The 22,940-nt window shown below is 55.3% G+C and carries 21 protein-coding genes and 2 pseudogenes; 12 read left to right on the top strand and 11 right to left on the bottom strand.

What is annotated here, in order from left to right; translation table 11 throughout:
- Positions 1 to 290: 290 nt before the first annotated feature.
- The 8 genes and pseudogenes from ABDZ89_RS11520 to ABDZ89_RS11555 form a co-directional block, all read right to left on the bottom strand.
- Positions 291 to 1,196: a class I SAM-dependent methyltransferase gene (locus ABDZ89_RS11520; RefSeq protein WP_343779184.1), complete on the bottom strand. Its 906-nt coding sequence runs from the start codon at positions 1,194 to 1,196 to the stop codon at positions 291 to 293.
- Positions 1,197 to 1,634: 438 nt separating this feature from the next.
- Positions 1,635 to 3,761 carry a bi-domain-containing oxidoreductase gene (locus ABDZ89_RS11525; protein WP_343779187.1) on the bottom strand — a complete coding sequence of 709 codons (2,127 nt, stop codon included), beginning with the start codon at positions 3,759 to 3,761 and terminating at the stop codon, positions 1,635 to 1,637.
- Positions 3,762 to 3,845: 84 nt separating this feature from the next.
- Positions 3,846 to 5,612, bottom strand: a complete 1,767-nt coding sequence (locus ABDZ89_RS11530; protein WP_343779189.1) for a heparinase II/III domain-containing protein — start codon at positions 5,610 to 5,612, stop codon at positions 3,846 to 3,848.
- Positions 5,613 to 5,619: 7 nt separating this feature from the next.
- Entirely contained in the window at positions 5,620 to 6,882 is a 1,263-nt protein-coding gene (locus ABDZ89_RS11535) for a nucleotide sugar dehydrogenase (RefSeq protein ID WP_343779190.1), read from the bottom strand.
- Positions 6,879 to 7,961 carry a non-hydrolyzing UDP-N-acetylglucosamine 2-epimerase gene (wecB, locus tag ABDZ89_RS11540; RefSeq protein WP_343779193.1) on the bottom strand — a complete coding sequence of 361 codons (1,083 nt, stop codon included), beginning with the start codon at positions 7,959 to 7,961 and terminating at the stop codon, positions 6,879 to 6,881. The genes ABDZ89_RS11535 and wecB overlap by 4 nt, the downstream gene beginning before the upstream one ends.
- Positions 7,962 to 8,017: 56 nt before the next feature.
- The gene (locus ABDZ89_RS11545) at positions 8,018 to 9,241 is read right to left on the bottom strand and encodes a glycosyltransferase family 4 protein (RefSeq protein ID WP_343779196.1); all 1,224 of its coding nucleotides are present in this window, start codon (positions 9,239 to 9,241) and stop codon (positions 8,018 to 8,020) included.
- Positions 9,242 to 9,276: 35 nt separating this feature from the next.
- Positions 9,277 to 9,429: pseudogene (locus tag ABDZ89_RS11550) on the bottom strand (glycosyltransferase family 1 protein); the annotation flags it as partial.
- A gap of 151 nt (positions 9,430 to 9,580) precedes the next feature.
- Positions 9,581 to 9,901, bottom strand: a complete 321-nt coding sequence (locus tag ABDZ89_RS11555) for a MarR family transcriptional regulator (protein WP_343779198.1) — start codon at positions 9,899 to 9,901, stop codon at positions 9,581 to 9,583.
- Between the two features lie 402 nt (positions 9,902 to 10,303).
- On the opposite strand from ABDZ89_RS11555, the gene ABDZ89_RS11560 reads away from it, so the two are divergent.
- The 6 genes from ABDZ89_RS11560 to ABDZ89_RS11580 all read left to right on the top strand — a co-directional run bounded on the left by ABDZ89_RS11560 (position 10,304) and on the right by ABDZ89_RS11580 (position 15,301).
- Positions 10,304 to 10,621: a PadR family transcriptional regulator gene (locus ABDZ89_RS11560; RefSeq protein ID WP_343779201.1), complete on the top strand. Its 318-nt coding sequence runs from the start codon at positions 10,304 to 10,306 to the stop codon at positions 10,619 to 10,621.
- Positions 10,618 to 11,097, top strand: a complete 480-nt coding sequence (locus tag ABDZ89_RS17175; protein WP_464388575.1) for a DUF8112 family protein — start codon at positions 10,618 to 10,620, stop codon at positions 11,095 to 11,097. The genes ABDZ89_RS11560 and ABDZ89_RS17175 overlap by 4 nt, the downstream gene beginning before the upstream one ends.
- A gap of 44 nt (positions 11,098 to 11,141) precedes the next feature.
- The gene (locus ABDZ89_RS11565; RefSeq protein WP_343779204.1) at positions 11,142 to 13,997 is read left to right on the top strand and encodes a plasmid replication protein RepH; all 2,856 of its coding nucleotides are present in this window, start codon (positions 11,142 to 11,144) and stop codon (positions 13,995 to 13,997) included.
- Positions 13,997 to 14,254: a hypothetical protein gene (locus ABDZ89_RS11570; RefSeq protein WP_343779205.1), complete on the top strand. Its 258-nt coding sequence runs from the start codon at positions 13,997 to 13,999 to the stop codon at positions 14,252 to 14,254. Before ABDZ89_RS11565 ends, ABDZ89_RS11570 begins: the two co-directional genes overlap by 1 nt.
- A complete protein-coding gene (locus tag ABDZ89_RS11575; RefSeq protein ID WP_343779208.1) occupies positions 14,247 to 14,897 on the top strand; it encodes a restriction endonuclease in 651 nt (216 codons plus the stop codon). The genes ABDZ89_RS11570 and ABDZ89_RS11575 overlap by 8 nt, the downstream gene beginning before the upstream one ends.
- Before the next feature lie 71 nt (positions 14,898 to 14,968).
- On the top strand, positions 14,969 to 15,301 hold the full coding sequence (locus ABDZ89_RS11580; RefSeq protein WP_343779211.1) for a ribbon-helix-helix domain-containing protein: 333 nt from the start codon (positions 14,969 to 14,971) through the stop codon (positions 15,299 to 15,301).
- A gap of 493 nt (positions 15,302 to 15,794) precedes the next feature.
- Here the strand turns inward: ABDZ89_RS11580 and ABDZ89_RS11585 are convergent, their stop codons facing one another.
- Both ABDZ89_RS11585 and ABDZ89_RS11590 read right to left on the bottom strand, forming a co-directional pair.
- On the bottom strand, positions 15,795 to 16,085 hold the full coding sequence (locus ABDZ89_RS11585; protein WP_343779213.1) for a nucleotidyltransferase family protein: 291 nt from the start codon (positions 16,083 to 16,085) through the stop codon (positions 15,795 to 15,797).
- Positions 16,086 to 16,122: 37 nt separating this feature from the next.
- Positions 16,123 to 17,373: an RNA-guided endonuclease InsQ/TnpB family protein gene (locus tag ABDZ89_RS11590; RefSeq protein ID WP_343779215.1), complete on the bottom strand. Its 1,251-nt coding sequence runs from the start codon at positions 17,371 to 17,373 to the stop codon at positions 16,123 to 16,125.
- 304 nt (positions 17,374 to 17,677) lie between these two features.
- On the opposite strand from ABDZ89_RS11590, the gene ABDZ89_RS11595 reads away from it, so the two are divergent.
- The 5 genes and pseudogenes from ABDZ89_RS11595 to ABDZ89_RS17185 all read left to right on the top strand — a co-directional run bounded on the left by ABDZ89_RS11595 (position 17,678) and on the right by ABDZ89_RS17185 (position 20,715).
- Positions 17,678 to 18,013 (top strand): RNA methyltransferase, encoded by a 336-nt coding sequence (locus ABDZ89_RS11595; RefSeq protein ID WP_343779217.1) that lies wholly within the window; start codon positions 17,678 to 17,680, stop codon positions 18,011 to 18,013.
- Between the two features lie 71 nt (positions 18,014 to 18,084).
- Positions 18,085 to 18,762 (top strand): nucleotidyltransferase domain-containing protein, encoded by a 678-nt coding sequence (locus ABDZ89_RS11600; RefSeq protein WP_343779219.1) that lies wholly within the window; start codon positions 18,085 to 18,087, stop codon positions 18,760 to 18,762.
- 103 nt (positions 18,763 to 18,865) lie between these two features.
- A pseudogene (locus tag ABDZ89_RS17180) lies at positions 18,866 to 19,057 on the top strand (DUF8154 family protein); the annotation flags it as partial.
- Positions 19,058 to 19,175: 118 nt separating this feature from the next.
- Entirely contained in the window at positions 19,176 to 20,432 is a 1,257-nt protein-coding gene (locus ABDZ89_RS11605; protein WP_343779220.1) for an RNA-guided endonuclease InsQ/TnpB family protein, read from the top strand.
- 16 nt (positions 20,433 to 20,448) lie between these two features.
- Positions 20,449 to 20,715 carry a DUF8154 family protein gene (locus ABDZ89_RS17185; RefSeq protein ID WP_486293910.1) on the top strand — a complete coding sequence of 89 codons (267 nt, stop codon included), beginning with the start codon at positions 20,449 to 20,451 and terminating at the stop codon, positions 20,713 to 20,715.
- A gap of 698 nt (positions 20,716 to 21,413) precedes the next feature.
- On the opposite strand, the gene ABDZ89_RS11610 is transcribed toward ABDZ89_RS17185, so the two are convergent.
- A complete protein-coding gene (locus ABDZ89_RS11610; RefSeq protein ID WP_343779221.1) occupies positions 21,414 to 21,956 on the bottom strand; it encodes a winged helix-turn-helix domain-containing protein in 543 nt (180 codons plus the stop codon).
- 629 nt (positions 21,957 to 22,585) lie between these two features.
- On the opposite strand from ABDZ89_RS11610, the gene ABDZ89_RS11615 reads away from it, so the two are divergent.
- Entirely contained in the window at positions 22,586 to 22,924 is a 339-nt protein-coding gene (locus ABDZ89_RS11615; protein WP_343779842.1) for a toxin-antitoxin system TumE family protein, read from the top strand.
- Positions 22,925 to 22,940: the final 16 nt, after the last annotated feature.

Raw genomic sequence — 22,940 nt, forward strand, 5'->3', positions numbered from 1 at the left:
TGCCAGTATTACTACATCTGTCACTCGTGTGTTGCCGACTCCTGTGAGTGACAGGACTGAGGCCACCAGGAGGAGAAGAACTAGCATTTCTGGCTTATCAAGTATGGGCCAGTCCAATTTCTTCATTCTGTTTCAGCCCAACCCCTAAAGCTATATGAAGCTATCTTCTCTTATATCGGTAGTGTTCAGATGAGCTGATTACATACGGATTAGTGGCTACCAGACTACTAATTACCAAAGTTTGGAGAGCACGATCTAAATTCAGTTATTGGTAAACTGAGAGGATTCCATCAGGAATCCTCATTCTTATGTGCAGAAAAAATCGCATCTTTGATTTCGTCGTCATTCACATTATCAAGATTATAATTAGCCATATGAGGATAGTATCGAGAAAACTGTTCGATCGATGCTTCTGTTGATTTCCATGTCACGGGTTTTTTTCCAGTGAGAATTTGTTTATCACGAAACGTCGGTCGAATTCGAGTTACAACCTGATATAGGGTGAGTAACATTTTTATGAGATAGCTATCAGTTTGCTCTTGAGCCTTTTTCGGAGTTAATGTTTTTAATTCAATATTAATATTAGTCAGCCCAGTATACTCGGCTATTTGTTCAAGTTCAGAAGGAGTATATTCTTTAATGTGACTCCGAAACTTTCCAATATTCCAATAAATAAATCCAGCACCAACCCCAGTTGAGCGGCCAAACAAAGTTCGAATTCGATTCGTCAAGCGAACTGAATTCGGGGTTGTAACCAAAATTGTACCACCAGTTGCTAGAGAATTAACACAATCATTTAGAAACACTCGTGGTGAGTCAACGTGCTCCAAGACTTCAATCGCAGTGACGAGGTCGTAGTCATCACTCGGTAAACCCTCTCCAGCAGAGGCAACAATTAAATCTATTCCCATCTTATCAGCGAATTCACGTATCCGGGTTTGATTATTACCGATAAGATGCCACTGGTCATTCAAGTCATCAACGGCCGTAACATCATACCCTAACTGGGACAATACAGCTTCAATATCGCACGGTCCACACCCTACAGATAAAATAGAATCGCCAATTGATGTGTGTGAATCAATTTGTTTGATTATAGTGTGAATCCATTCTCGTTTTCCGGCGACATACTGTCTTCCAAATGGAAACTCTTCGATTACGGTGTCCAAGGCCGATTCAATATCACTTCTATCCATAAGTGTGTCGTACTCAGTCTTTGCGTGTTATTTCTTCGGAATTTCAAGAGGGATGTATCTAGTACATATCAAACTCAGTGTCTCACTAATTCTATTAGTTAGAACGTCTGCTCCCTGGTGTACACAAAATCCAACAAGCTAACAGTAAATGATACGTTCCCTGCGAACATAAGCCCCTCCCACCTGTAGACAGATTTTGAGTCGGGGCAGCCTAAACGAGGACCCAACACAATTCCTTGCCGAGAGATCGTCGAACTACCTTCTAAGCAGTGGTCTGTACAGACCTTCCAGGTCCTACAACCGAGACGAAGACGACAGACAGACTCTATCATTCTGAAGCATAGCATAGAACTACCTACGGCTATACCACACACTAGTACGAATTATATGTCAACTGTGATTAAATAATGACTTAAAGTGAGTATAGATCTAAACAATTTACAATACGTCATCAATTCTTATGCGTTCGTTGGCCGAGAGCGAATCTCGGATCGCAAACGTCGAGAGCGAGGTCTCGACGATATCTCGCATCGAAATTGGTGCCGACGTACCGTTCTGAATCGTCTCGACAAACTCTCGAAATTCGGTTTCGAACCCTTTCGATTTCCTCATTCCGAGCCGTCCAGTCTTGAAATCATTTATCCGGTACACACGATCGCCATAGAATACTTCAAGTGATTCTTTGCTTTGGGAATCATCGCCCAACGTCGTATACGTTATCGTTCCCGTTGAATTGTCCTCAAACTGGATGACTGCCTGAATATTTTGTTGTGTCGGAGACTTCTCTGGGATTTTCGGTCCGATCGTGTACACTTCTTGTGGAGAAGATTCTGAAAAGAATTGAAGCAGATCTACAAAGTGACAGACCTCGCCGACGATTCGTCCCCCACCCTCTTCTGGGTCGATCGTCCAGTGATCTGAGGGAACCGTCCCGGCGTTGATCCGGTACTGTGCCATAAAGGGAGAGTTTCGCCCGGATAATTCATTCTTGATCGTCCTCGCTGGTTCAGAGAACCGACGGTTGTATCCGATCATTAACCTACTGTCGGATGCTTGCTCGGCGTCGACAACAGCCTGTAACTCCTCTCGATCGAGCGCAAGTGGCTTTTCAACGTGTACATCCTTCCCGGCTTCAAGAGCCTTCACAGCGATCTCTGCGTGGAGATTGTGTCGCGTTGCCACAACTACAAGGTCAAGCGCCTCATCCTCCAGTATCTCCTCGTAGTCCGTGGTGACATACTCGGCATCATACTTTTCTCCAACCGTTTTGCTACTTACCCCTGTCGCCGAAGCGATAGCCGTGATAGCCAACTCATCGATCCCCGAGATCGTCGGTAACAGTGTGCTAGTCGCGAAGTTTCCGGCCCCGACCATTCCGACGGAGAGTTGGCCATTAACGGATCGTTTCGAACCGGATTCGAGTTCGATCCGCCGCGTTCGATCTGTCTCGTTGGAATCGTATTCTAACACAATTCCGGTGTAATCTCCACCCTCAAGGATCAGGTCGTACGCTTCGAGCGCGTCATCGAACGGGAACATATGCGAGATCAGATCGTCGAGATTGAGTTCTCCTGTGTCGAGTAATCTGAGGAACTCACCCATATTCCGATTTTCTGTCCAGCGGACGTACCCGATGGGGTACTCGTTTCCTTTTTCCTCGTACGCCCGATCGTACCGGCCAGGACCGTACGATCTAGAAAGACGGAAGTCGAGTTCTTTCTCGTAGTACTGTTCCCGGGGAATATCCATACCGACATCGCCGACAACGGACACGCGCCCCTGCTCGCGTGTGATGTTCCCAGCCATTTCGACCGGCTGATCAGAATCCGTAGCGGCGGTGATAATCACACCATCGACTCCCGGCCCGCCACTGAATGATTCAGCTATGTGCTCAATGTTATCATCTCCGATTACGGCTCCCACTGAGATCTCTGTTGCGTCCCCAACCTTGGACGGGTCAATATCGATCCCTAATACTGGATAACCGTACGCGGACAGGAGCTTCGTCGTAAGTCGACCAACCAAACCGAGACCGATCACTGCGATTCGTTCCCCAGGTGTTGGATCGAGTCGTCGGATCCCCTGTAATGCGATCGAACCAACCGTCGTGAAAGCGGCATCGCGCGAGTCTACCGAGTCAGGAATCGGGACGCAAAGGTTCTCTGGAACGTGGTTTACCTCGGCATGTGTCGCATACTCAGCACCCCCACAAGCGACACGATCCCCGACTGAGATGTTGGTGACGTCCTCACCTACCTCGAGCACTTCTCCAGAACAGCTGTATCCCAGAGGAAGGGGCTTATCGAGGCGAGACTTTACCGAACGATACGTGGCTTGGATCCCATCATTTCTTGTCTTTTCGATGACCTGTTTCACGAGGTCTGGTCGTTCCTTGGCTTTCCCCAATAGGCTCTTTTTTGCTAGATCGATCAGCGCTTGTTCGGTTCCAGCACTAACGAGAGAATGGCGTGTATCGACGAGAACTCCGTTCGAAGAAGTGCGTGGTTCCGGAACGTCGACGAGTTCCAGTTCCCCACTATCGAAGTTTTGTTGAAGCTGCCGCATTATGGACTCACTTTCGTCTTCTCTGGTTTTTGTGTTATCATTCTGGTATCGATTAGAGGTCTCAATGAGTACTTTTCGCGATCGTCAGTTGAGTTCACGAAGGATCACTCCAAGCATTCCCGAATCTTCTCGATGGAGGGTAACCACAGCCCTGGATTGTTCTTTACCGTATTCTGGATGATATGGCGCCGTTCCAAGGGTCATTTTGTTACCCTCAAGCGCTTCTAACTCTGCGGTTGGTATTCCTTCATTATCTTCGATCGTCACGTATTGGTCGGTGCTGTTGAGGGTAGCGCTATATTCGGGATGAACATGAAAACGGCTCAGAGCAGATTCGTTCTTACACTCCACCTGATCCGTGATTTGCCATCCATCGGAGACTCGTTCGACCGTTCTTTCGTGTGTATATGTTGGATGTCCGATCCCGTTCACATCGTAAGCCATTCGAAGAGGGGAACCTTCGCTAAATTCGACTTCTGGATCAAGCGTTCCCCACATCCAAAACGAGGAGGCCAAACGAACCGGTTCAAGAGTACCGACTTGGACAGTGTTGTGGCTCTGAATGCTTCGATCACGCTGGCGAGTTGTCCCGGCAGAGTATTCGAATACACCGGTGTCAGTCAATATCCGTTTTCCGCCGATCCACAAACAGACCTGCCCCGGATGTACGTGTGCGTGTGCTGGAAGATGAGGGACCGTTATTTCGTGTGCTGTGATGAGAAGCTGGCTATCGTCGGTTCCAAGCCAGAAAAATCCCGACTCAGGCAGTGATCTATAAGGATCCGGCTCGGAATGTAGATTCGTCTCAATACCGATAGATTGCGCGTATTCGAGACAGGATGTTAGTGGTAGTGCTTCTCCAAAGACAGAGTCATTTAGAAGTGGAATCTGATCGTCCGGTGGCCGGAGACGTTCGATAAAGTGAACTCCATCAGTTGCGGTCTCTCGAAGGGATTTGGACCCCTCGCTGATGGATTCTAACAGATCAACTGCTGTGAGGAAGCGCTGACAGACGATCAGGTGATACATCGGGCTTCGTTCGATATGACCTCCATCTTCGAAGAATTGTTCCTCACCCGCCTGTTCGAAGATCTGCTGTCCCTGGCGTAACCACGCCGGTTCGTTAGCATAGATCCCTGCTACGACGAGTGCAACCGCGTTCTCAATAAGGTGATTACCGCCCACACCGTGTTCAACATTGTCGGAGAGGAACACTGCGTTCTTGTAGACAAATCGTCGGATATTCCTTCGAAACGTCTCATCGAGCTGCGACGCAAATAGAGAATCGTACCGTGCCCAATTCAGGATCCGAAGACAGACCGAATGTGGCATCCAGTATCGTCTCAAGTACTGGCTATCGGTTGCAATCGGATGATCTTCTATCCAGTCATCGAGCCAAGAACGATGGATCGCGATTTCCTTGTCCGAAATCTCTGAAGGCTCGTGAGCCGTGAGCCAGATAGGTTTAAGATGTTCGAATCCCCAGCACTTCAGTTTCCAGTGAAGCGACTGTTCTATCACTCTCGGCACATCCACAGAGATGGACTCTCCATCTTCAAAGGATACAGTTTCGTTTAGGAAGCTGAGGTTTCCGTTGAGGACGGCTGTTACGTCTCGCTCGTATATCTCTCGTTTGTTGAGAGTGCTCTTTTGAAGACGAATCGTGTTATCGCGTATCGGCTTAATACGCGGAGTGAATTCCTCTGGGACCTGCCGCTCGTATCGTCTATCAATATCGATCGGTAGTCGTGGTAAGACCGATGACTTGAGTGTGCGAGTCGCGATTCCGAAAAGCTGTCTCGGTTGTTTATTGAGTGCGGTTCCAGCAAGGGTCAAATAATCCGTCATCATTCACCAACTACACTTGATACATATTGATCCCAGCTGTTTCCCAGCGATCTTCATCCAACATAGCCCGCGTGTCGATGATCACGTTACCTCGCATACGATCGACGAAGGTTTTCGGGGAGAGTGCGCCGTATTCAGGGTGGTCCGTCACCAGTACAGCAGCATCAACATCGTTGAGGCTCTCCTCAAGCGACGAGAGCTCATAGTCGATGTCATCGCTTTCCACATACGGGTCCGTCAATCGAAGTTCGTCGACACCTCTCTCCAACAACTCCTCAGCGATCACAAGCGACGGAGTTTCTCGAACGTCGGACACTCCACCCTTGTAGGCGACGCCAAGTAGCGCTACCCTCGATCCCTCTAAGTCACTAAGCGCCGCCGAGAGCAACTTTATCACGAACTCCGGCATCCCGTCATTGACTCGGCGAGCCGTCTCGATCAGCATTGGGATATCGTTTCCGTGGTTCAAGAACAGCGGATCGATCGGGATACAGTGGCCACCGACGCCCGGACCCGGACGAAGTATCTCTACCCGCGGATGTTCGTTTGCCATTGCGATAGCCTCCCGTGAGTCGATCTCAAACTCGTGAGCCAGCTTCGCGATCTCGTTTGCGAACGCAATGTTCGTGTCCCGGTACGCATTCTGGATCAGTTTCACGAACTCCGCCGTTGTGGCATCCGCTGTCCTAACGTCGCCGGAGACGAACGAGTCGTACAGCGCGACGATCCGGTCGGTCGGACCTCCTGCCACCGTGCCGATGATCCGGTCGTTCTCCCGCAGCTCCGTGAGAGTGTTTCCGGGAAGCACTGTCTCCGGACTGTATCCGAGAGTGATGTCCTCGCTCGCGGAGAGTCCCGATTCCTCCAACACCTCCCGCAATCGACCCGCGGTCGTCCCGGGAGGAACCGTCGACGAAAGGATTACCGTATCGCCCTCACGAAGCTGCTCGGCGACCGTCTTGCCTGCCGCCTCGACGTAGGAGAGGTCCGTCCGGTCGAGGTCTTTATCGTACGGCGTTGGGACACAAATGATATGAAACTCTGCCTCCTGCGGTTGAGAGACGATAGTTAAGCCGTCTTCGAGTGCTCGCCTCACGAACCGATCTAAATCCGGCTCTTCGAGGTCGAAGGACCCCTCCGTAAGGTCGGACCGGTGTGCTGGGTCGACATCAAATCCGTACACTTCGTAGCCGGAGTTCGCGAGGACTGCGGCCATCGGGAGGCCGACGTATCCGAGCCCGTGAACACAGATGCGTGGTTCTGTCTCAGTCATTCGTATCCCAAGGTATCGAGGATCTGGTCAGCCGCCGTGCCGTCCCCAAACGGATTCTCCCAGTTTCGGTCTCTCGTGAGCATCTTGCGAACGCCCTCGCTAACATCATCGGGAGCCACGCCCACGACCAGATTCGCTCCGACATCGACTGTCTCGGGACGCTCCGTATTGTCGCGCAGCGTTACACAGGGAGTCCGAAGGATACAACTCTCCTCTTGAACGCCCCCTGAGTCGGTAAACACGATCGTCGCCTCATCTTCTAACACGAGGAAATCGAGGAAGTCCTGCGGCTCCACTAACTGTATGGTATCCGGGACATTGATCCCGAACTCAGAGATTCGCTTTTCTGCCCGCGGATGGATCGGATACACGACCGAGAGATCGTGTTCATCTGTTGCCTTCGCCACGCTGTCGAGCAATCTCTCAAATCGCTCTCTGTCGTCGACGTTCTCCGCCCGGTGAGCCGTCAGTAGCGCAAATCGCTCATCGAGATTCATATCCGACAGGACGCTACTACGTTCGTGAGCTATCTCGACGTTCTGGTGAACCGCGTCGACGACCGTGTTTCCGGTGACGGTGATCCATTCGTCAGAGAGTCCCTCCTGCCGCAACTGATCCCCTGAGGTATTGGTCGGCGCAAACAGGTAATCGGCAGCGTGATCTGATACTCGCCGATTGATCTCTTCTGGCATATCCCGATCGAAGCTCCGGAGCCCTGCCTCCACATGCCCGACCTCGATATCGGCCATCTTCGTCGCCGCAATGGTTCCTGCAAGGACCGAGTTAGTGTCGCCTTGGACGATTACGACCTCAGGACGTTCAGATTCCAGAACGGATTCGATCTCGGCGATCATCTTTCCGGTCTGTTCCCCGTGGCTACTCGATCCAACTGCGAGATTGTAATCTGGCGTCGGAAGATCGAGTTGCTCGAAGAACACCGAGTCAAGATCTTCCGAGTAATGCTGACCTGTATGAACGATTGAGAACGGCACGTCTCGTCGCTGGCAAGCGCGGATGACTGGAGAGAGCTTGATTATCTCCGGTCGTGTTCCCAAGACGAAACTGAGCGTAGAGGACATCGTGTGGGTTTGTTGTATTGAAGAATCCGAAGGTCGGAGTTAAAAGCTCGTATTCGTTATTCGTTGGAATGATCGTCGCGTTCAGTGATCGTCGCGAGATACTCCTCGCTGATCGAGTCCCAGTCGAAGTGAGCGTTGACGTACTTCTGCCCCGATACCGCGAAGGCTTGCCGCTCCTCTGAGTTATCACGGAGCCGTCTAGTTGCCGAAACCAGTTCGTCGCGTTGACTAGGTTCAATAGGGATTCCGGCGCCAGCATCTGTTAGAATCCGTTTCGCTTCACCTCGAACGCCGAGAATCACCGGAAGACCAGCCGCCATCGACTCAAGGAGTTTTGAGGGGATCACGGTCTCGAATATCTCGCGGGGCTTCAGATGGACAAGGGCAACATCCGACTCGCGAAGGATGTACGGAACCTCCTCTTTCGGCCGCCGACCGGTGAACGTCACGTTGTCCAGATCGGCTGCTTGAGTCTCCAATGCTTCACGTTCTGCTCCGTCACCGACGATCACGAACTGAACGTCGTCGAGTTCTGGAGCTGCCTCCAACACGACCGACAGACCATGTGCTCGCCCGATCGTCCCGACGTACGAGATCGTTAACTCGTCACTGAGGTCGTTCAAGACTGGCGAGTTATCTCCTTCAACATCGTAAAACGCCAGATCAATTCCGTTCGGATGGAACGCAATCTTCGATCGATCGACACCACAGTCCACGATAGGCTCAATGAACGCCTTCGAGACGACGATGAGATGGTCTGAGCGTCGATAGAGGAATGTTACAGTCGCTTCAAGCAGCCAGATCACGAGCCTGTTGTCAAAGTCACTAACCGCCAAGATGGATTCGGGCCATAGGTCACGAACCTCGAACACGAACGTCGCCCGCTTGACCCGAGCGATGACCCAAGCGGAGACTCCGGTGAGCGGTTGCGGCGACGTCGCAACCACGACCGACGGAGAAACGTACAGTAGCCCGACAACTATTGAGATGAGCATAAACCAAACGAACTTCAGACTACGGCGGGCAAGATTCCCACTTGGCGACGTAATCGTTTTCGTATAGAAGACATCCACGTCATCCCGTTTCTCGTGTCGCAACCATTGATTATCGTACCCATCGTAGACCTCACCCTCCGGATAGTCCGGCGCAGAGGTCAACACGGTCACAGAAGCGTCGTCTGACCACCGCTTGGACAGCTCATCCCATCTCGTCTGGGAGGCTCCCGTCTCAGGCGGGAAGTACTGCGTTACGACAAGGATCGACTCAGATTCGCCCGTCATTTTCTCACATCACCGCTGTTTCGATCCTGTATCGACTTGATCTGCGGCAGCGACTCGTCTTCCCGCGTCGTGAGCACGGTCACGTCGTGGCCCATCACGGCCTGGTCTCGTGACATCGCGTGGACGTGGGAATCCCCGCCCCCCTTCGTGTCGGGATAGATCAACGGCGCGACACGGAGAATTCGCATTACCGGCTCGTACCCGACGCCCGCGTACAAACGTACCGGTTCGGGTTAGTCACACATCTTGTTTAACCAACAGACGCTCTCAGATTGCCCGATGTTGGGTAAATAATAGCTGTGATGATGAGAAACACACGCCGATTCAGAAAATCACCGTTCAGTTGTCAGTAACAGCATCTTCAGTCGAATCATTGTTGGTGTTTTCACTTACTTCCTCCTCAATATACTGCCAATCTTCGGTGTCCAAACGCCCCTCGAGGTATAACTCGCCGTCTTCAGTAATCACATACACACCATTTCCAAGGTGATCAACTAATCCCTTTTCGGCTAATTTCTTACATCTCCGATCCACCTGTTGGCGTGAATATCGGATCGGGCCTTCTCGCTTCATTTTGGTGGGAGAACCGGATTTATGTTCAGATAGATACTCAAGGATACGGTCATCTGCCGCAGTCATCCAACTACCCGCATATCTCATAGGGCACTCTGTTGTTCCAAGGTCTATATTACGGTCGGATCGCACCCTCAATATCTTGTAGCTATTCAGTTAGTCACCGTAATATTAATAAGACAAGCGCGTATGTGTCTAGTCACGGAACCCGAGTGACGAACCCTCGGCTCGCGAGAAATGTAGAAACCCCGGCCGCGGTGTTGGAGCACCCGACCGGGACGGGTTCTGTGCCCGAACACAGAACCATGCTAATGCTGGCAACTATGGGGCTTAAGCCCTGCGAGACGACTGACGAATCGAACAGTAACAACTCCGGCTGTAGTTTGTGTCCCAACCCAGCCGACGGCTACGACACTACCTTCGACGGCCAACTCTGTAGCACGTGCGCTACGACACGCAGCGTCGACGAGGACACCGTGGAGGGGCACAATGTCTAGTCCCATCGAGACCGACGCCCCCTCACTTGCCGATCTCTCAGCCACCCACCGCGATCTGCTCTGGGTACTCTCTCAGACTGGCCCCAGCGAGGGCGGCCGACTCCACCACGCGCTCAACGACTACTACACCGACGGTATCGACCAAGCCCAAGTCTGTGATACACTCAAGGAGCTCATCGAACGCGACCTCGTTACCAAACAAACCCACGACACGCCCGAGTATCGACTCACCGAGTCGGCCCGCCGCGCTCTCTCCGCGCGGCAAGCGTGGCAAGCTGGCACTCACAACGCTGAGGGAGGACAGGAATGACGCGACCTTCCAGCGACCCACAAGCCGCAGATCTCGCCCAACTCACACGCATCTCGCTCGACACCAACCACCCGATCTGCCAAGTCTGCGGCCAACCCCTCCACGAAGGCGACGACATCACTACCTACGCCTACCGCGCGGCCGGCGAACCCGCGTACGCGATCGGCTACATCATGTGTGGAGCAGATACTCACGAACACCCGACCGTCTTCACCCGCGGTGTTCGCGAGTACGTCCTCACGGGCCACATCGGGACGTGTTCAGACACCCGAACGCAATCCACAACGTTCGTCCTCCTTGATCCGACTGTAGTCGTCACGAGTCCCACGACGACTACAAATCTACACGTCCACCCGGACGCCCCAACACCACGGAGCCCAACCCACCCGACACCACAGGAGCCCACGCCGCTTCTTACTGCGGTTCGCGAATACGCCCGCTCTGATGGTGGCTCCCCACCGGAGGGGACAGAATGATCCCGGCTGTCGTGACCCACCAACTCACCCACCGGTGATCGCTCGTGGGACCACGCCAGCCTGCGGCCCGCGAGCGAGGGATCCGACTCATCAGCCACGAGACCGCCCTCTCCACAGAAGGGATCGTCTGTACTGCGGTCTCACCGCGAGTAACTGAGTGGATTCCAGACCTCCTCGCCGAACTCAAGCCGCACACCGAACGGGCTATCCGCAATTGTACCGCTACAGATCCGTGGCGCGCTAGCACACAGCTCCTCGCAGAAACCCTGCCTGAGTGGCAGACCATAGACAAAAAATGGACCGACGATGTCGCTGAAGCCGTCGCGTACACCCGCGCTATCACGACCCTTGCGCTGACCTATACAGACACCGACGTCGACGCACTCAGTACGTACCACCAACAGCGACACGTCAACCTAACCGATACGGTCACCACCATCGGCACGGGGCGCGGCCCAGTCAACGGAGACCTCGGCGCACTCGCGAACGGCCCGGTCGCGCTCCATCGAGAACTCGAGGACCAACCCGAAGTCCTCACACTCCTGTTGGACGGCGACGCGTGGACCTCGCTCACGGATCGGCGGACGGGCGTCCGCGCACTCGCGGCGATCACCGTCCTCGCCGACGGGTTCGATGTGCGGATCGTCGCGTCCCCGGCGGTCCACCGACACCTCTCAAAGCGGTATCCCAACTGGACCGAGTGTCACCTTGATCTTACTGCCAGCCGGGATCGGTCCCCCCACAACCATTCCACGCACACCGTCGACGCCGCGTGGGAGGCCATTCGTGACCTCGACACCGAGCCAGGAAAGCGACGCTTGCTCGGACACCTCAACGCCGACGATGCCCGACGCTACCGCGATCTCAGTACCGATCCCACGATCGATATCGCCGACGGCACCGTCAGCCGCTACGTCCTCGATCTTGAAACGCGCGAGTTAGTCACGATTGGTCGTCGTGGCCAACACAACACGGTCCAACTCACCGATCTGGGCCAGTTCGCCGTCCAACGGTGTCTCGACGACGATTATAATCTCGTCCACCCGGACCAGCGCCGACTCGATGAGCGTCTTACTGGGGCCCCTCAAGAATCCACAAGTACAGTGTCGCCCCGCCGGGCAGGCAGGGAAACACCCACCCTCGACGAGCGAGTGGCGACAACTGGGAACCCAGACGCAGACGACGACTACGTCCAGTGGCTCACGGACCCTACAAACAGCCCAGACCAGCTCCACGAGCGATTCAGCACCGTCGCCCATGACGACGCCATCACACTCGTCGACGACCAGCCAGACTCGTTCGAAGACGGCCGAGTCGCCTACCTCAGTCACACCAACGACGAAACCCTCGTCGTGCTCCAGTGGGGCGGCCCCCTCGCCACGTTGGGACGTCTCGCGGGCGCCTTACTCAGCAAGAAAGCACTCTCCAACATCCTCACCCCCGAACGACTTGGCCAGGAGTTCGAAGCGATCGATGACGGCACCCAGGCGTATCCCGTCGACCGTATCCTCCGTCGTGGCCACCAAGTCGGCTGGTACAGCGACGCCGAAACCACCTACGGAGCGTGGCGCGAGCGAACCACAACGGTTCGAGACCGCCTCCTCGCGCAGGTTGCCGAACTCACAACCAGCGACGACACGGCGGCCCGCAGTGAACTATTCGAAGATCTCCACGGGCTGATCGCCTCAGCCACCCAGCTGTATCACGCAGCCGGTATCGATCTCACGACCACCCTTAGAGTGCCCGATACCGACGCACTCGTACGCAACACTACCCACCTCCAGGACCTCTGTGAGTTCCTCGCCAAAACAGCTCCCAAACAGTCCGTCTACGGGATTCACTCGGGCTACCGCATGCTGTTCGAAGACCGGCCCGCAAAGCTGTGCCGGCGACTTCCCGCCGAAACGGACCACGACGCGAGGATGGATCTCACGATGTCGTGGGTGGTTGCCGGCCCGACGATCACGGAACTCCACGACGAGATCACCGATACCCTCTCGAGGGAACTCACGACGGTCCGGGAAGCGATCGCCGACGGCACTGAACGCGCACCGACACTCGAAATTCCGGTCGTCGACGGGACGACTTACCCCGCCATCCGGCAGGTGATCGACGAGATCGCGATGACCCACGACGCCCAGTGGACACCCCGCGAGCGCCAGCGGCTCGTGCGGTTCTGTCTACGCTCGTTCGGCCCGGCGGACACCAAACAGGCGTGTCCGTACGACGTCGTGGTGAGCCTCCTACGGGCGCTGAACGAGTCTCGAACGCCGACGCTGGCCGCGGTCGAGCGCGCAGCGGCTACGCTCCCACCGGAGCGTTTCCGCCCCGATCTCACACCGACAGCGACGAAGCTGTACGCCACCCTGCTGCGAGCCGACGGTCCACTCGGCCGCTCGGAGCTAATCGAGCAAGCAGACATCTCCGCGAGCAGTTATGACCGACGGCTCAGCGATGTCCGCGATCTCGATCGCGTCACGCCCGTCCAGCAGGGAGGCCACCGCCGGTGGACCACGACGACGCCGACGCCACACCCGAAGACACCGCCAGTGACGGCGTGGCTCCCGGCGACCAGCGATCAGCCCGTGCCGCCGCTGGTGACGCATCGACAGTCAACCACACCCACCGGGCCGAACAGTCCTCCCCCAGACCGCACCGGGAGAGACGATCGCGGTGGGTGGGACAGACAGCCACCGATCTCGATCCCCACCCCCAGCGGCGACGCCGATTACACCATACGTCCAATGACGACCACCAGCACAAGCCGACAGCCGAACAGCCACGCTCACCAGATCACAGACACCCGAGACCACCCACACGACACCATGACTCCGACACCACACCCCACGACAGCAGTCGCGACCCCACAAACACGGCTCTCGAACGGGGGTGAGCAGTAATGAGCGACCAAACACTCGACCTAGAGACCGTCATCAGACGCGATCGCCCGACAGCGACGGACGGAAGTATTCAGGTCAGCACCGACAGCACCGACGTCACTGAGGGGTCGCGTGTCCTCCTCGGCTTCGGCGATGACCGCGAGGTCACCTTCGCCGTCCTCACGCCGACAGAAGCCCAAACGATCGCGACAGCCCTCGAACAGGCAGCCCAGCAGGCAGCCGCCGCAGACACGCTCGAGGACCCGACCGATGAGTGACGACAGTACCGATTTCACGGCCGAAATTGACACCGTGGGCACCCCCGACGGCGAGGATCCGGACCACGATCCAACCAACGGTCGCTGGCTCGAGACTCGGGTCGCCGAGACACTCGAGCAGTGGGGATACAGGACAGCCCGCAACGAGTACTGCTTCGGGCTCGAAACCGACGTGATCGCCCGCCGAGACGATCTCCGTGGTGACCCTGATGATTTTCTCGTCGTCGAGTGTAAAGACTGGCACCAAGTGCCGGTCCAGCGGGACGCCGTCGAAGCAGTCGCGCTGCGGGCCGCGCTCATGCGGGCAATGCCCGTCCTCGCTGTCGCGCGCCGCGTAACTGAGAGCGCGTGGCGGTTAGCCCAACTACTCGACGTTCGGATTATGACCGAACAGGATCTCGACAAAGGCCAACTCCCGCCGCTGACCGAACGCCGGCCTCCGAGTGGAACGCTCCACGTACGGCGGGAACCGTTCATCCACGACTTGCGTGACCGGCTCCCGCTTCTAGTCCACCGTCGAAGCGGTCTCGATATCGAAGCCCCTGTCTTCCACATCGCGGATCACGGTCCGTGTTACGTGCCGGACCGAACGGGCAACGACGAGTACGTCAAGGCCGCCGACAGCGACTACGACTTCGGGTAAGAGCGGACGCTGGGGAGGTCACACCCCATCGGTGCCATAGACTTATTTAATTGTAATACCATCGTACTACTATGAAGTACGCAAGTGTCAGTGTCAAATTCCCGGTTGAGCTGGACACTGAGATTGAGCGGTTCCTTGATGAGACGGGTATTTACACCAATAAAAGCGAGTTCATCAAGGAAGCCTGCCGGTCGCATCTTCGCGAACTTAATGACGACGCAGCAATCACCGCGCTTCGGCTAGAGCAACTACTCGCACAGGCTGAGCAGAGCCACCAATCAGATACCGAGATCGACGCCGATCTCACAGCACTCGGCGAGAAAGTCGATGCAGACGACGTTGAACGGGCCGTCGAAGAGGCCCGTGAGGAAACGGCCACACAAGTGTACGGATCTGATTCGTGAAGATCCTTGACACGAATCTGTGGGTATTCGGGACACTACGAACCAACGAACGGGCAACCGAATTGCTCACAGCAATCGATCGCGGTGAGACAACATCGGCGATCAGCGCGTACATGCTCCAAGAGGCGTTAGCCGCATTTGATCGCACCAAGGGCCTCTCTGCGACAGAACAAGACACCGTCAAAACCAATTTTGTGACACGACTCACCCGGATGACGGGCCTCATCGAAGCGCCATCAAGTCGTGATGCGAGTGATGCGCTCCTTCGAGAACAACGGTCGGCGCCCACAGTACGAACACTGGCTCGCGTCTGTGGGGTCCAGCCGAAAGACGTTCCAATCCTTGTGTTAGCGTTTGAGCATCGTGACCGCCAACCAACTATTTTGACGAACGACGAGTCCTTCGCAGAATTTGAGCCGGCAGCACACTCGCTTCCCGAGATCACGATCACGCACGTTTCCTAACGGTCGGATCACATAGTCCAAAACCGCGGTCATACGGTGACGAGATCGTCGCGGACACGAGTCTCAATCCGTGGCTTCAACGAGTTTTTCGTCACGAGGTCGGCTTCAATACCAAGCTTCTCCGTCAGTTCGTTTTCCAATCGAACGAGATCGAACAACGTTACTGGCTTGTCGAACGCGACGAGTACGTCGAGATCACTATCGGATTCTTGTTCACCACGCGCATACGATCCGAAGATACCCAACTCGCTGATCGGATACTCCTGCTCAAGTTTCGGCTTGAGCTGCGCGAGTCGAGTTGAGATGTCTTCGGTTGCCATAGGGTGTCTACGACTGCGCTGGGTGAACTACCCCACCCTACTCAGCGGCTGACGCCGCTTCGTTGAGGGTGGGGCTTCCTGTTTCGATGACGCGCTTTGCAGACACCTGAGTGGTGTCCGTAGCGAGTGCAGTCTCCACAGGCGTAGATTCGGGCCATCCCAGCCCTAGTTCAGAAAAACCGCGTTGCAGTACGTTCATCGCCGCGTTCGCATCACGGTCACACTCGAACCCACAACTCGGACAGGAGTGTTCACGTACCCAGATGGGTTTCGCTGTCTCCACACCGCACGAGGCGCACTCTTTGGTCGTTCCTGCCGCGTCAATCTGTACGACGTGAGTGCCGTACAACTCTGCTTTATATTCGAGTAGGGTGATGAACTGTCGCCACGCCGCATCTTGCTTGTTGCGAGCGTTGTGCGACTGCTCTAACATCCCCTTCACGTCCAAGTCTTCCACGAATACTGCGTCGTACTCACGGACGAGCCACGTCGTGATTTTGTGCTGGTAGTCCAGTACTTTCCGCCGAATGTGGCGCTTGACCTTCGCCACTTCCCGGCGTTGCTTCTCGTAGTTGTTTGACCCGTGTACTTTCCGTGAGAGTTTGCGTTGTTCACGGCACAGACGCTCGTATTCGTCTTCAAGATCGATCCAGTCCACGGTCGTGCCGTCCGACGTGTGGATGTAGTTCAGAATGCCGAGGTCAATCCCGATACTGTTGCTCGTATCGAGCGTCTCCACGTCGGGTTTCTCAGGCAGATCTGCCGTGTCAGTTTCGAGGCCGAAGGAGACGAACCACTCGCTGGTCGTTTCCTGTTTCACCGTGACTTCTTTGATGATTGCCTCGTCGGGGATCTCGCGATGGTGGCGGATCTCGATATCTCCGATTTTGGAGAGCCAGAGTGTCGCGGTGCGGCCACTCGTGTTTTTGAGCTCGAAGCCGGACTGCGAGTACGTCATGCTCTGGTAGTCTCTGGGTGATTTCCACGTGAGTTTCCCGACCGTGTTCCCATTTTGCTTCTGTTCGGAGAGTCCGGTGAGGTTCTGATAGAACCGCGTGACGGTTCGTTGGAGAGCCTTCGAATTGACGTCCGAGAAGATGGGAAACTCGTCTTTCCAGTCGGGAAGTCGAGAGTGGTGCTTGTACGCAGAGCCGATGTCGTCGGCGTCCACGTTCTCGTACTCGTAGAGGGTATAGTTGTACGCTTGGCGATGAACATCGATGTGGTAGTCAAGCCGCTCCGCTACCTCTTGTGTTGGGTAGGCGTGGTAGCGGTGACTGTACTCCATCGCTGTCTCTTGATTAGAGATATGTCGATTTAATGGTTTGTACTGGTGTGCGGCGATTCATCCCCTCCCTACTCGCTCGCGGTACTCGCTCGTGGAGGAAGGAGCATTCTCGCCTCAATTTTGGTAATTATGTTTTGGCAACAAGTGACTCTTTAAACTCGAAGCCGACGTGATCGCCCGCCGGGAATAGCTCCATGGCGAACCAACCGACCTTCTCATCGCCGAGTGGAAAGACTGGCACCAAGTCCCGGTCCAGCGGGACGCCGTCGAAGCAGTCGCGCTGCGGGCCGCGCTCATGCGGGCAATGCCCGTACTCGCTGTCGCGCGCCGTGTCAGTGCGAGTGCGTGGCAGTTAGCACAGTTGCTCGACGTGCGGATCGTCACCGAACAGGATCTCGACAAAGGCCAACTCCCGCCGCTGACCGAACGCCGGCCGCCGAGTGGAACGCTCCACGTACGGCGGGAACCGTTCATCCACGACTTGCGTGACCGATTACCACTACTAGTCCACCGTCGAAGCATCCTCGATATCGAAGCCCCTGTCTTCCACATAGCGGATCACGGTCCGTGTTACGTGCCGGACCGAAAGGGCAACGACGAGTACGTTAAGGCCGCCGACAGCGACTACGAGTTCGGGTAAGAACGGGGGGGAGAGCTGGGTAGCAAGACAAGACACCAAGACTTTTCCATAATTGAACCGTCTAACAAATCATGAATTCTGAAACAGTTCAATCAGAGGGGACATATGTTCGGCTCCCTGTTCCCCTTGGAGACCCCGACGCATTCCGATACGGAGCAACGGCTGATATCGTACACCTCCTTGTTGATAATCCAGATCGAGAGTTCACAAACCGTGAACTTCACCGAGTAACAGACCGAGGACTGAGTGGTGTGAATGCTGCTGTTGATGTTCTTGAGTCACTTGGAATAATCCGTGTCGACCGATCTGGCCGAGCAAATGGAGTTCAAATCGATCCGGCAATGCTCGTCAAAGCAGACGATCCGATAACAACGATCCCACAAGCAGAGTATCACGCACCAGTCAGAACAATTGCTACGGAACTCAACGAACAGCTTAGTCAAGATATCGGTATCGTTCTGTTTGGGAGCGTGGCGCGAGGCACCGCTGATCGGACAAGTGACATTGACTTGTTCGTTGTTGTCGATGAAAATCGAAGACAGGCCCAGCGTGAGGCTCACCGCATTGAACGTGAGATTGCCAACACGTCGATTGATGGCGATCGGTATGAGGCACACATCATTGTCGAACCCAGCACGTCAGCAGGGAGCCACGATCGAATCGGAGAGATACTCACTGAAGGACTGACGCTTCGCGGCTCACCAGCACTCCGTACAGTGAAACAGGAAGTGTTCCACAATGGGTCTTAACGAGGTCGTCAACACGCTTGAACGCGTTGAACGGCTCGTGGAAGACGGTGAAACAGGGCCGGCACAGGATTCGCTTTCTTGACAACGAGGTAGTGACGATGCTGACATCCAGCTTGGGAAGGCATGTGCGATGCTAGGGACGTGTCGGCAGCTTCGAGAGGGAACGAACAACTACGTTAGTATCGTCGAACTCTCATTCAACGCGATAGAGCGGTCATTTCAGTTCTACCTCGTCGATATGACGGCCGCAGAATCGACGGATTATAGAGAGCAAGGAGAATACCCGCGCCTTTAGGCGCAGGATGAATCCGACATTTTGACCGACAATCCACCGGCGACATTCCAGTCGGATATTCCACGCGGTCGTTAGTCTTAATCAGGACTCTTTCATAATGTATTATGAAGTCAGTTCGATGCTGGAGACAACCCGCACCTACGTCGCCCGAATCACGAACCACTCACAGGTTCGTGACGACCTTGACCAGTGCGGGTTCTCTGCATCCAAACTGTGGAACGTCGGCCGCTACTACATCCAACAACGGTGGGAAGATGACGGTGAGATACCCGACGAAGCCGAGCTGAAGTCGGAGTTGAAAGACCACGAACGCTACAGTGACCTGCATTCTCAGTCAAGTCAGCGAGTTCTCGAAGAACTTGCTGAGGCGTTCACGGGCTGGTACAACTCTGACGACAGCAACAACCCACCGGGCTACCGGAAACGTGGCGACGACCATCCACGCTCGACCGCCACATGGAAGAAACGAGCCATCAAGCACGACGACAAACACGACCAACTTCGGCTCTCAAAAGGTTTCAACCTGAAAGAGAGTCGGTCTGACTTCATCCTCGCCGAGTACGAAACCCGCCCTGACGTAGAAGTTGAGAACATCCAGCAGGTGCGTGCCGTCTACAACGGCGACCGCTGGGAACTCCACCTCGTCTGTAAGAAAGAGATCCCCGTCGAGGACGTCCCCGGTGACAAGACAGCGGGTATCGACCTCGGAATCAGCAACTATCTCGCCATCGACTACGAAGACGGCGCGGGTGAGTTGTATCCGGGGAACACGCTGAAAGAGGACAAACACTACTTCACTCGTGAGGAGTACCAGACTGAAGGTGAGAATGGCCCGTCAAAGCGAGCGCGGAAGGCTCGGAAGAAACTCTCTCGACGCAAAGACCACTTCCTCCACACCCTCAGCAAACACATCGTTCAGCGGTGTGTCGAAGAGGGCGTGGAGAAGATAGCGGTTGGCGATCTTAGTGACATCCGCGAGGATGAGGACGGTGACTCGCGGAGCTGGGGTGCGTCGGGGAACAAGAAGTTACACGGCTGGGAGTTCGACCGATTCGCCCGCCTCCTTGAATACAAGGCCGAGGAACACGGTATCCTCGTTGATCGTGTAGACGAGGAGAACACCTCGAAGATGTGTTCGTATTGCGGGCAGATTCGAGATAGCAACCGTGTGGAGCGTGGTCTATACGTCTGTGAGTCGTGCGAGACGACAATGAACGCGGACGTGAATGGTGCGGTGAACATCCGGCGAAAGATAACTCAGAGTCCCCCGACGGGGGATATGAGTAACGGCTGGTTGGCACAGCCCGGAGTCTTCCTGTTCGACCGCGAGAGCGGACGGTTCACACCGAGAGAGCAGGGAGACTGCAAACCCTAATATCCCAACGCTCGGGATTCCTCCGCCTTCAGGCGGAGGAAAATGTCAACAAAATCATGCGGAAGTGTTCGATGACATCGCCGCACAAAATATCTTCTCTGATGAGGGAATTGCGAGTCGGATCGACGCGTTCCGCTCCGAGCACCGCTCACGATTCTACTACGATATTGATCGACCTGGCCGAGACTTCGCAATGGCGATGTATGAGTTAGCAGAGAATATCCACCAATATCTCGTAGAGTTCGCTGACGCACACTCTCGGTGTAGCTGCGAGACGTACTGATTTGAGGTGCCGGTGTTCTTTGCTAGTGGCCAAGGGCCGTGTTACGTGCCAGATCGAGCGGGGAACGACGAGTACGTCAACGCTCGCGACACCGACTACGAGTTCGGCTAGGAACGGGTGCTGGAGGGATCACGAACCATCCCGCATAGTGAGGCGAGTAGCGAGGGCGTCCAACATCTCCCACAGAAGTCCAGACACCGAACCTGCGTCGAATGAGGCTGGTTCGTACGTGTATGGCTCATTCACGTCTTCTCGTTCCTGAAAGTGAAGCAGGCCGTCGATGTGGGGATTCGGTTCACAGTGGAAGCCACAATCGAAGCCGGATGATTCGCTGTAATGAAGTGTATAGTATGCCTGAATCGGCGTTCGCATCCACGTGTCACTCGTGCGATCAGCGTCCTCTGGCCCGGGTGACGGGTCTGGAAGCCACGTGAGTCGGAGGGAGGCAGTCGATCCCGAACGACCGAACCAAGACGGATCAAGCGCAGCCTGTAGTTCTCGGTATTCACTCGGTGGCTCACCTGTAACCGACAGCACGGCGGGATGTCGCGCCAACTCGCCACGCAACTCGCGAAGGATACGATGTCGGTCCCGTCCTGACGTGGTTCCGCCATCGAAACGGACACCGTCTACCTGGGACTGAGAATCAGCAGATTGGTGACGTGGAGACTGGATGTCCGGCGCATCCGACTCATCGGTCATACGGTGAGCGACGACTGGTCAGCGGACCACGTATCGTAGTTTGTGATCGCATCTTGGACGAGAGAGAGGTGATACCGGGCGAGTTCCCAGTCGCTTGCGACCTGCGTGAGTTCATGTGCGTGCTCGGCAGAGACAGTCTCTGCAGCCGCTCGTTCCCGGAGTATATCCGGCGTGTCAGCATCGTATTCTGTTTTCCAAACCGCGATATCGTCTTTTAATGCTGCGGCCTGCTCCGAGAGTTCTTGTTTCGTCGTCCCTTCAAGTAATTCACGAATATCGCGGAGTCGAGTGTACAGTGGATCCGGATAGTAGTGCCGGGCCCCACTATCGTCGCTTTCCGCCACGACACCGAGGTCAACGAGTCGGCGGAGGTGATCCCGTGCCGTATTCGGGGACACGGCTGCTTGCTCTGCGATCCACGGTGCGGATCGGGGCTCCGAGAGCGTCATCGTCACCGACTTGACTCGATCAAACGCCGATGCGTGTTCTTTCCAGGTCTCCATCCAATCAGCGTTATCAGGAGGTTCTGAAGGTGACATACGTGGTTGTACCGCCTCGACAGTAATAATTCTACTCCCACGCAAATTATTGCGCTATATTTGTGACCGCAAGAGTACTGATGGTGTGGGTCGAGCACAATAGTGACAAGCCAACCGATTTCCCGTCGTCAAGTGTAAGGACTGGCACCAAGTCCCGGTTCAGCGGGACGCCGTCGAAGCAGTCGCGCTGCGGGCCGCGCTCACGCGAGCAATGCCCGTACTCGCTGTCGCGCGCCGTGTCAGTGCGAGTGCGTGGCAGTTGGCACAGCTCCTCGACGTGCGGATTATAACTGAACAGGATCTCTACAAAGGCCAACTCTCACCGCTGACTGAACGCCGGCCGCCGAGTGGAACGCTCCACGTACGGCGGGAACCGTTCATCCACGACTTGCGTGACCGATTACCACTACTAGTCCACCGTCGAAGCGGTCTCGATATCGAAGCCCCTGTCTTCCACATAGCGGATCACGGTCCGTGTTACGTGCCGGACCGAACGGGTAACGACGCGTACGTTAAGGCCGCCGACAGCGACTACGAGTTCGGGTAGGCGCTGAACATCGCCGCGACGATTACTATTGTTCTTCTAACCAATAGTATAATACTATTGGCCTGAGTACCAATAGATGAGGATGGCCTCACTGACCGGCGACGACCTTGATGGCGTGAGCGAGGGGCGAAAGTACCCCGACGGGACTGTCGTCCGTGTGTTCTGTATGCGGACGGACCGTGACGCATACCCGTCTGGATGGGCCTACAAGCTTCACTACGGCGCAACAGAGCCGAACCCGCCCCACACGCTTGACGATGGGACGATTCGTCGGTACGACAACTCGCATGAGGACACGAAAGGGCACGAACGACACGTCGCACCGGGCCCCGACCCAGATAGTATCACGTTCCCCGGGATGGTTGAACTCTGGGAACGGTTCTGGAGCGAGATCCCAAAATCCGCCTTCGAGGTCAAGTGAGGCCATCATACCACAG

Source organism: Halorubrum ejinorense (genome assembly GCF_039522565.1).
In the GTDB taxonomy this organism is placed as follows: Archaea; Halobacteriota; Halobacteria; order Halobacteriales; family Haloferacaceae; genus Halorubrum; species Halorubrum ejinorense.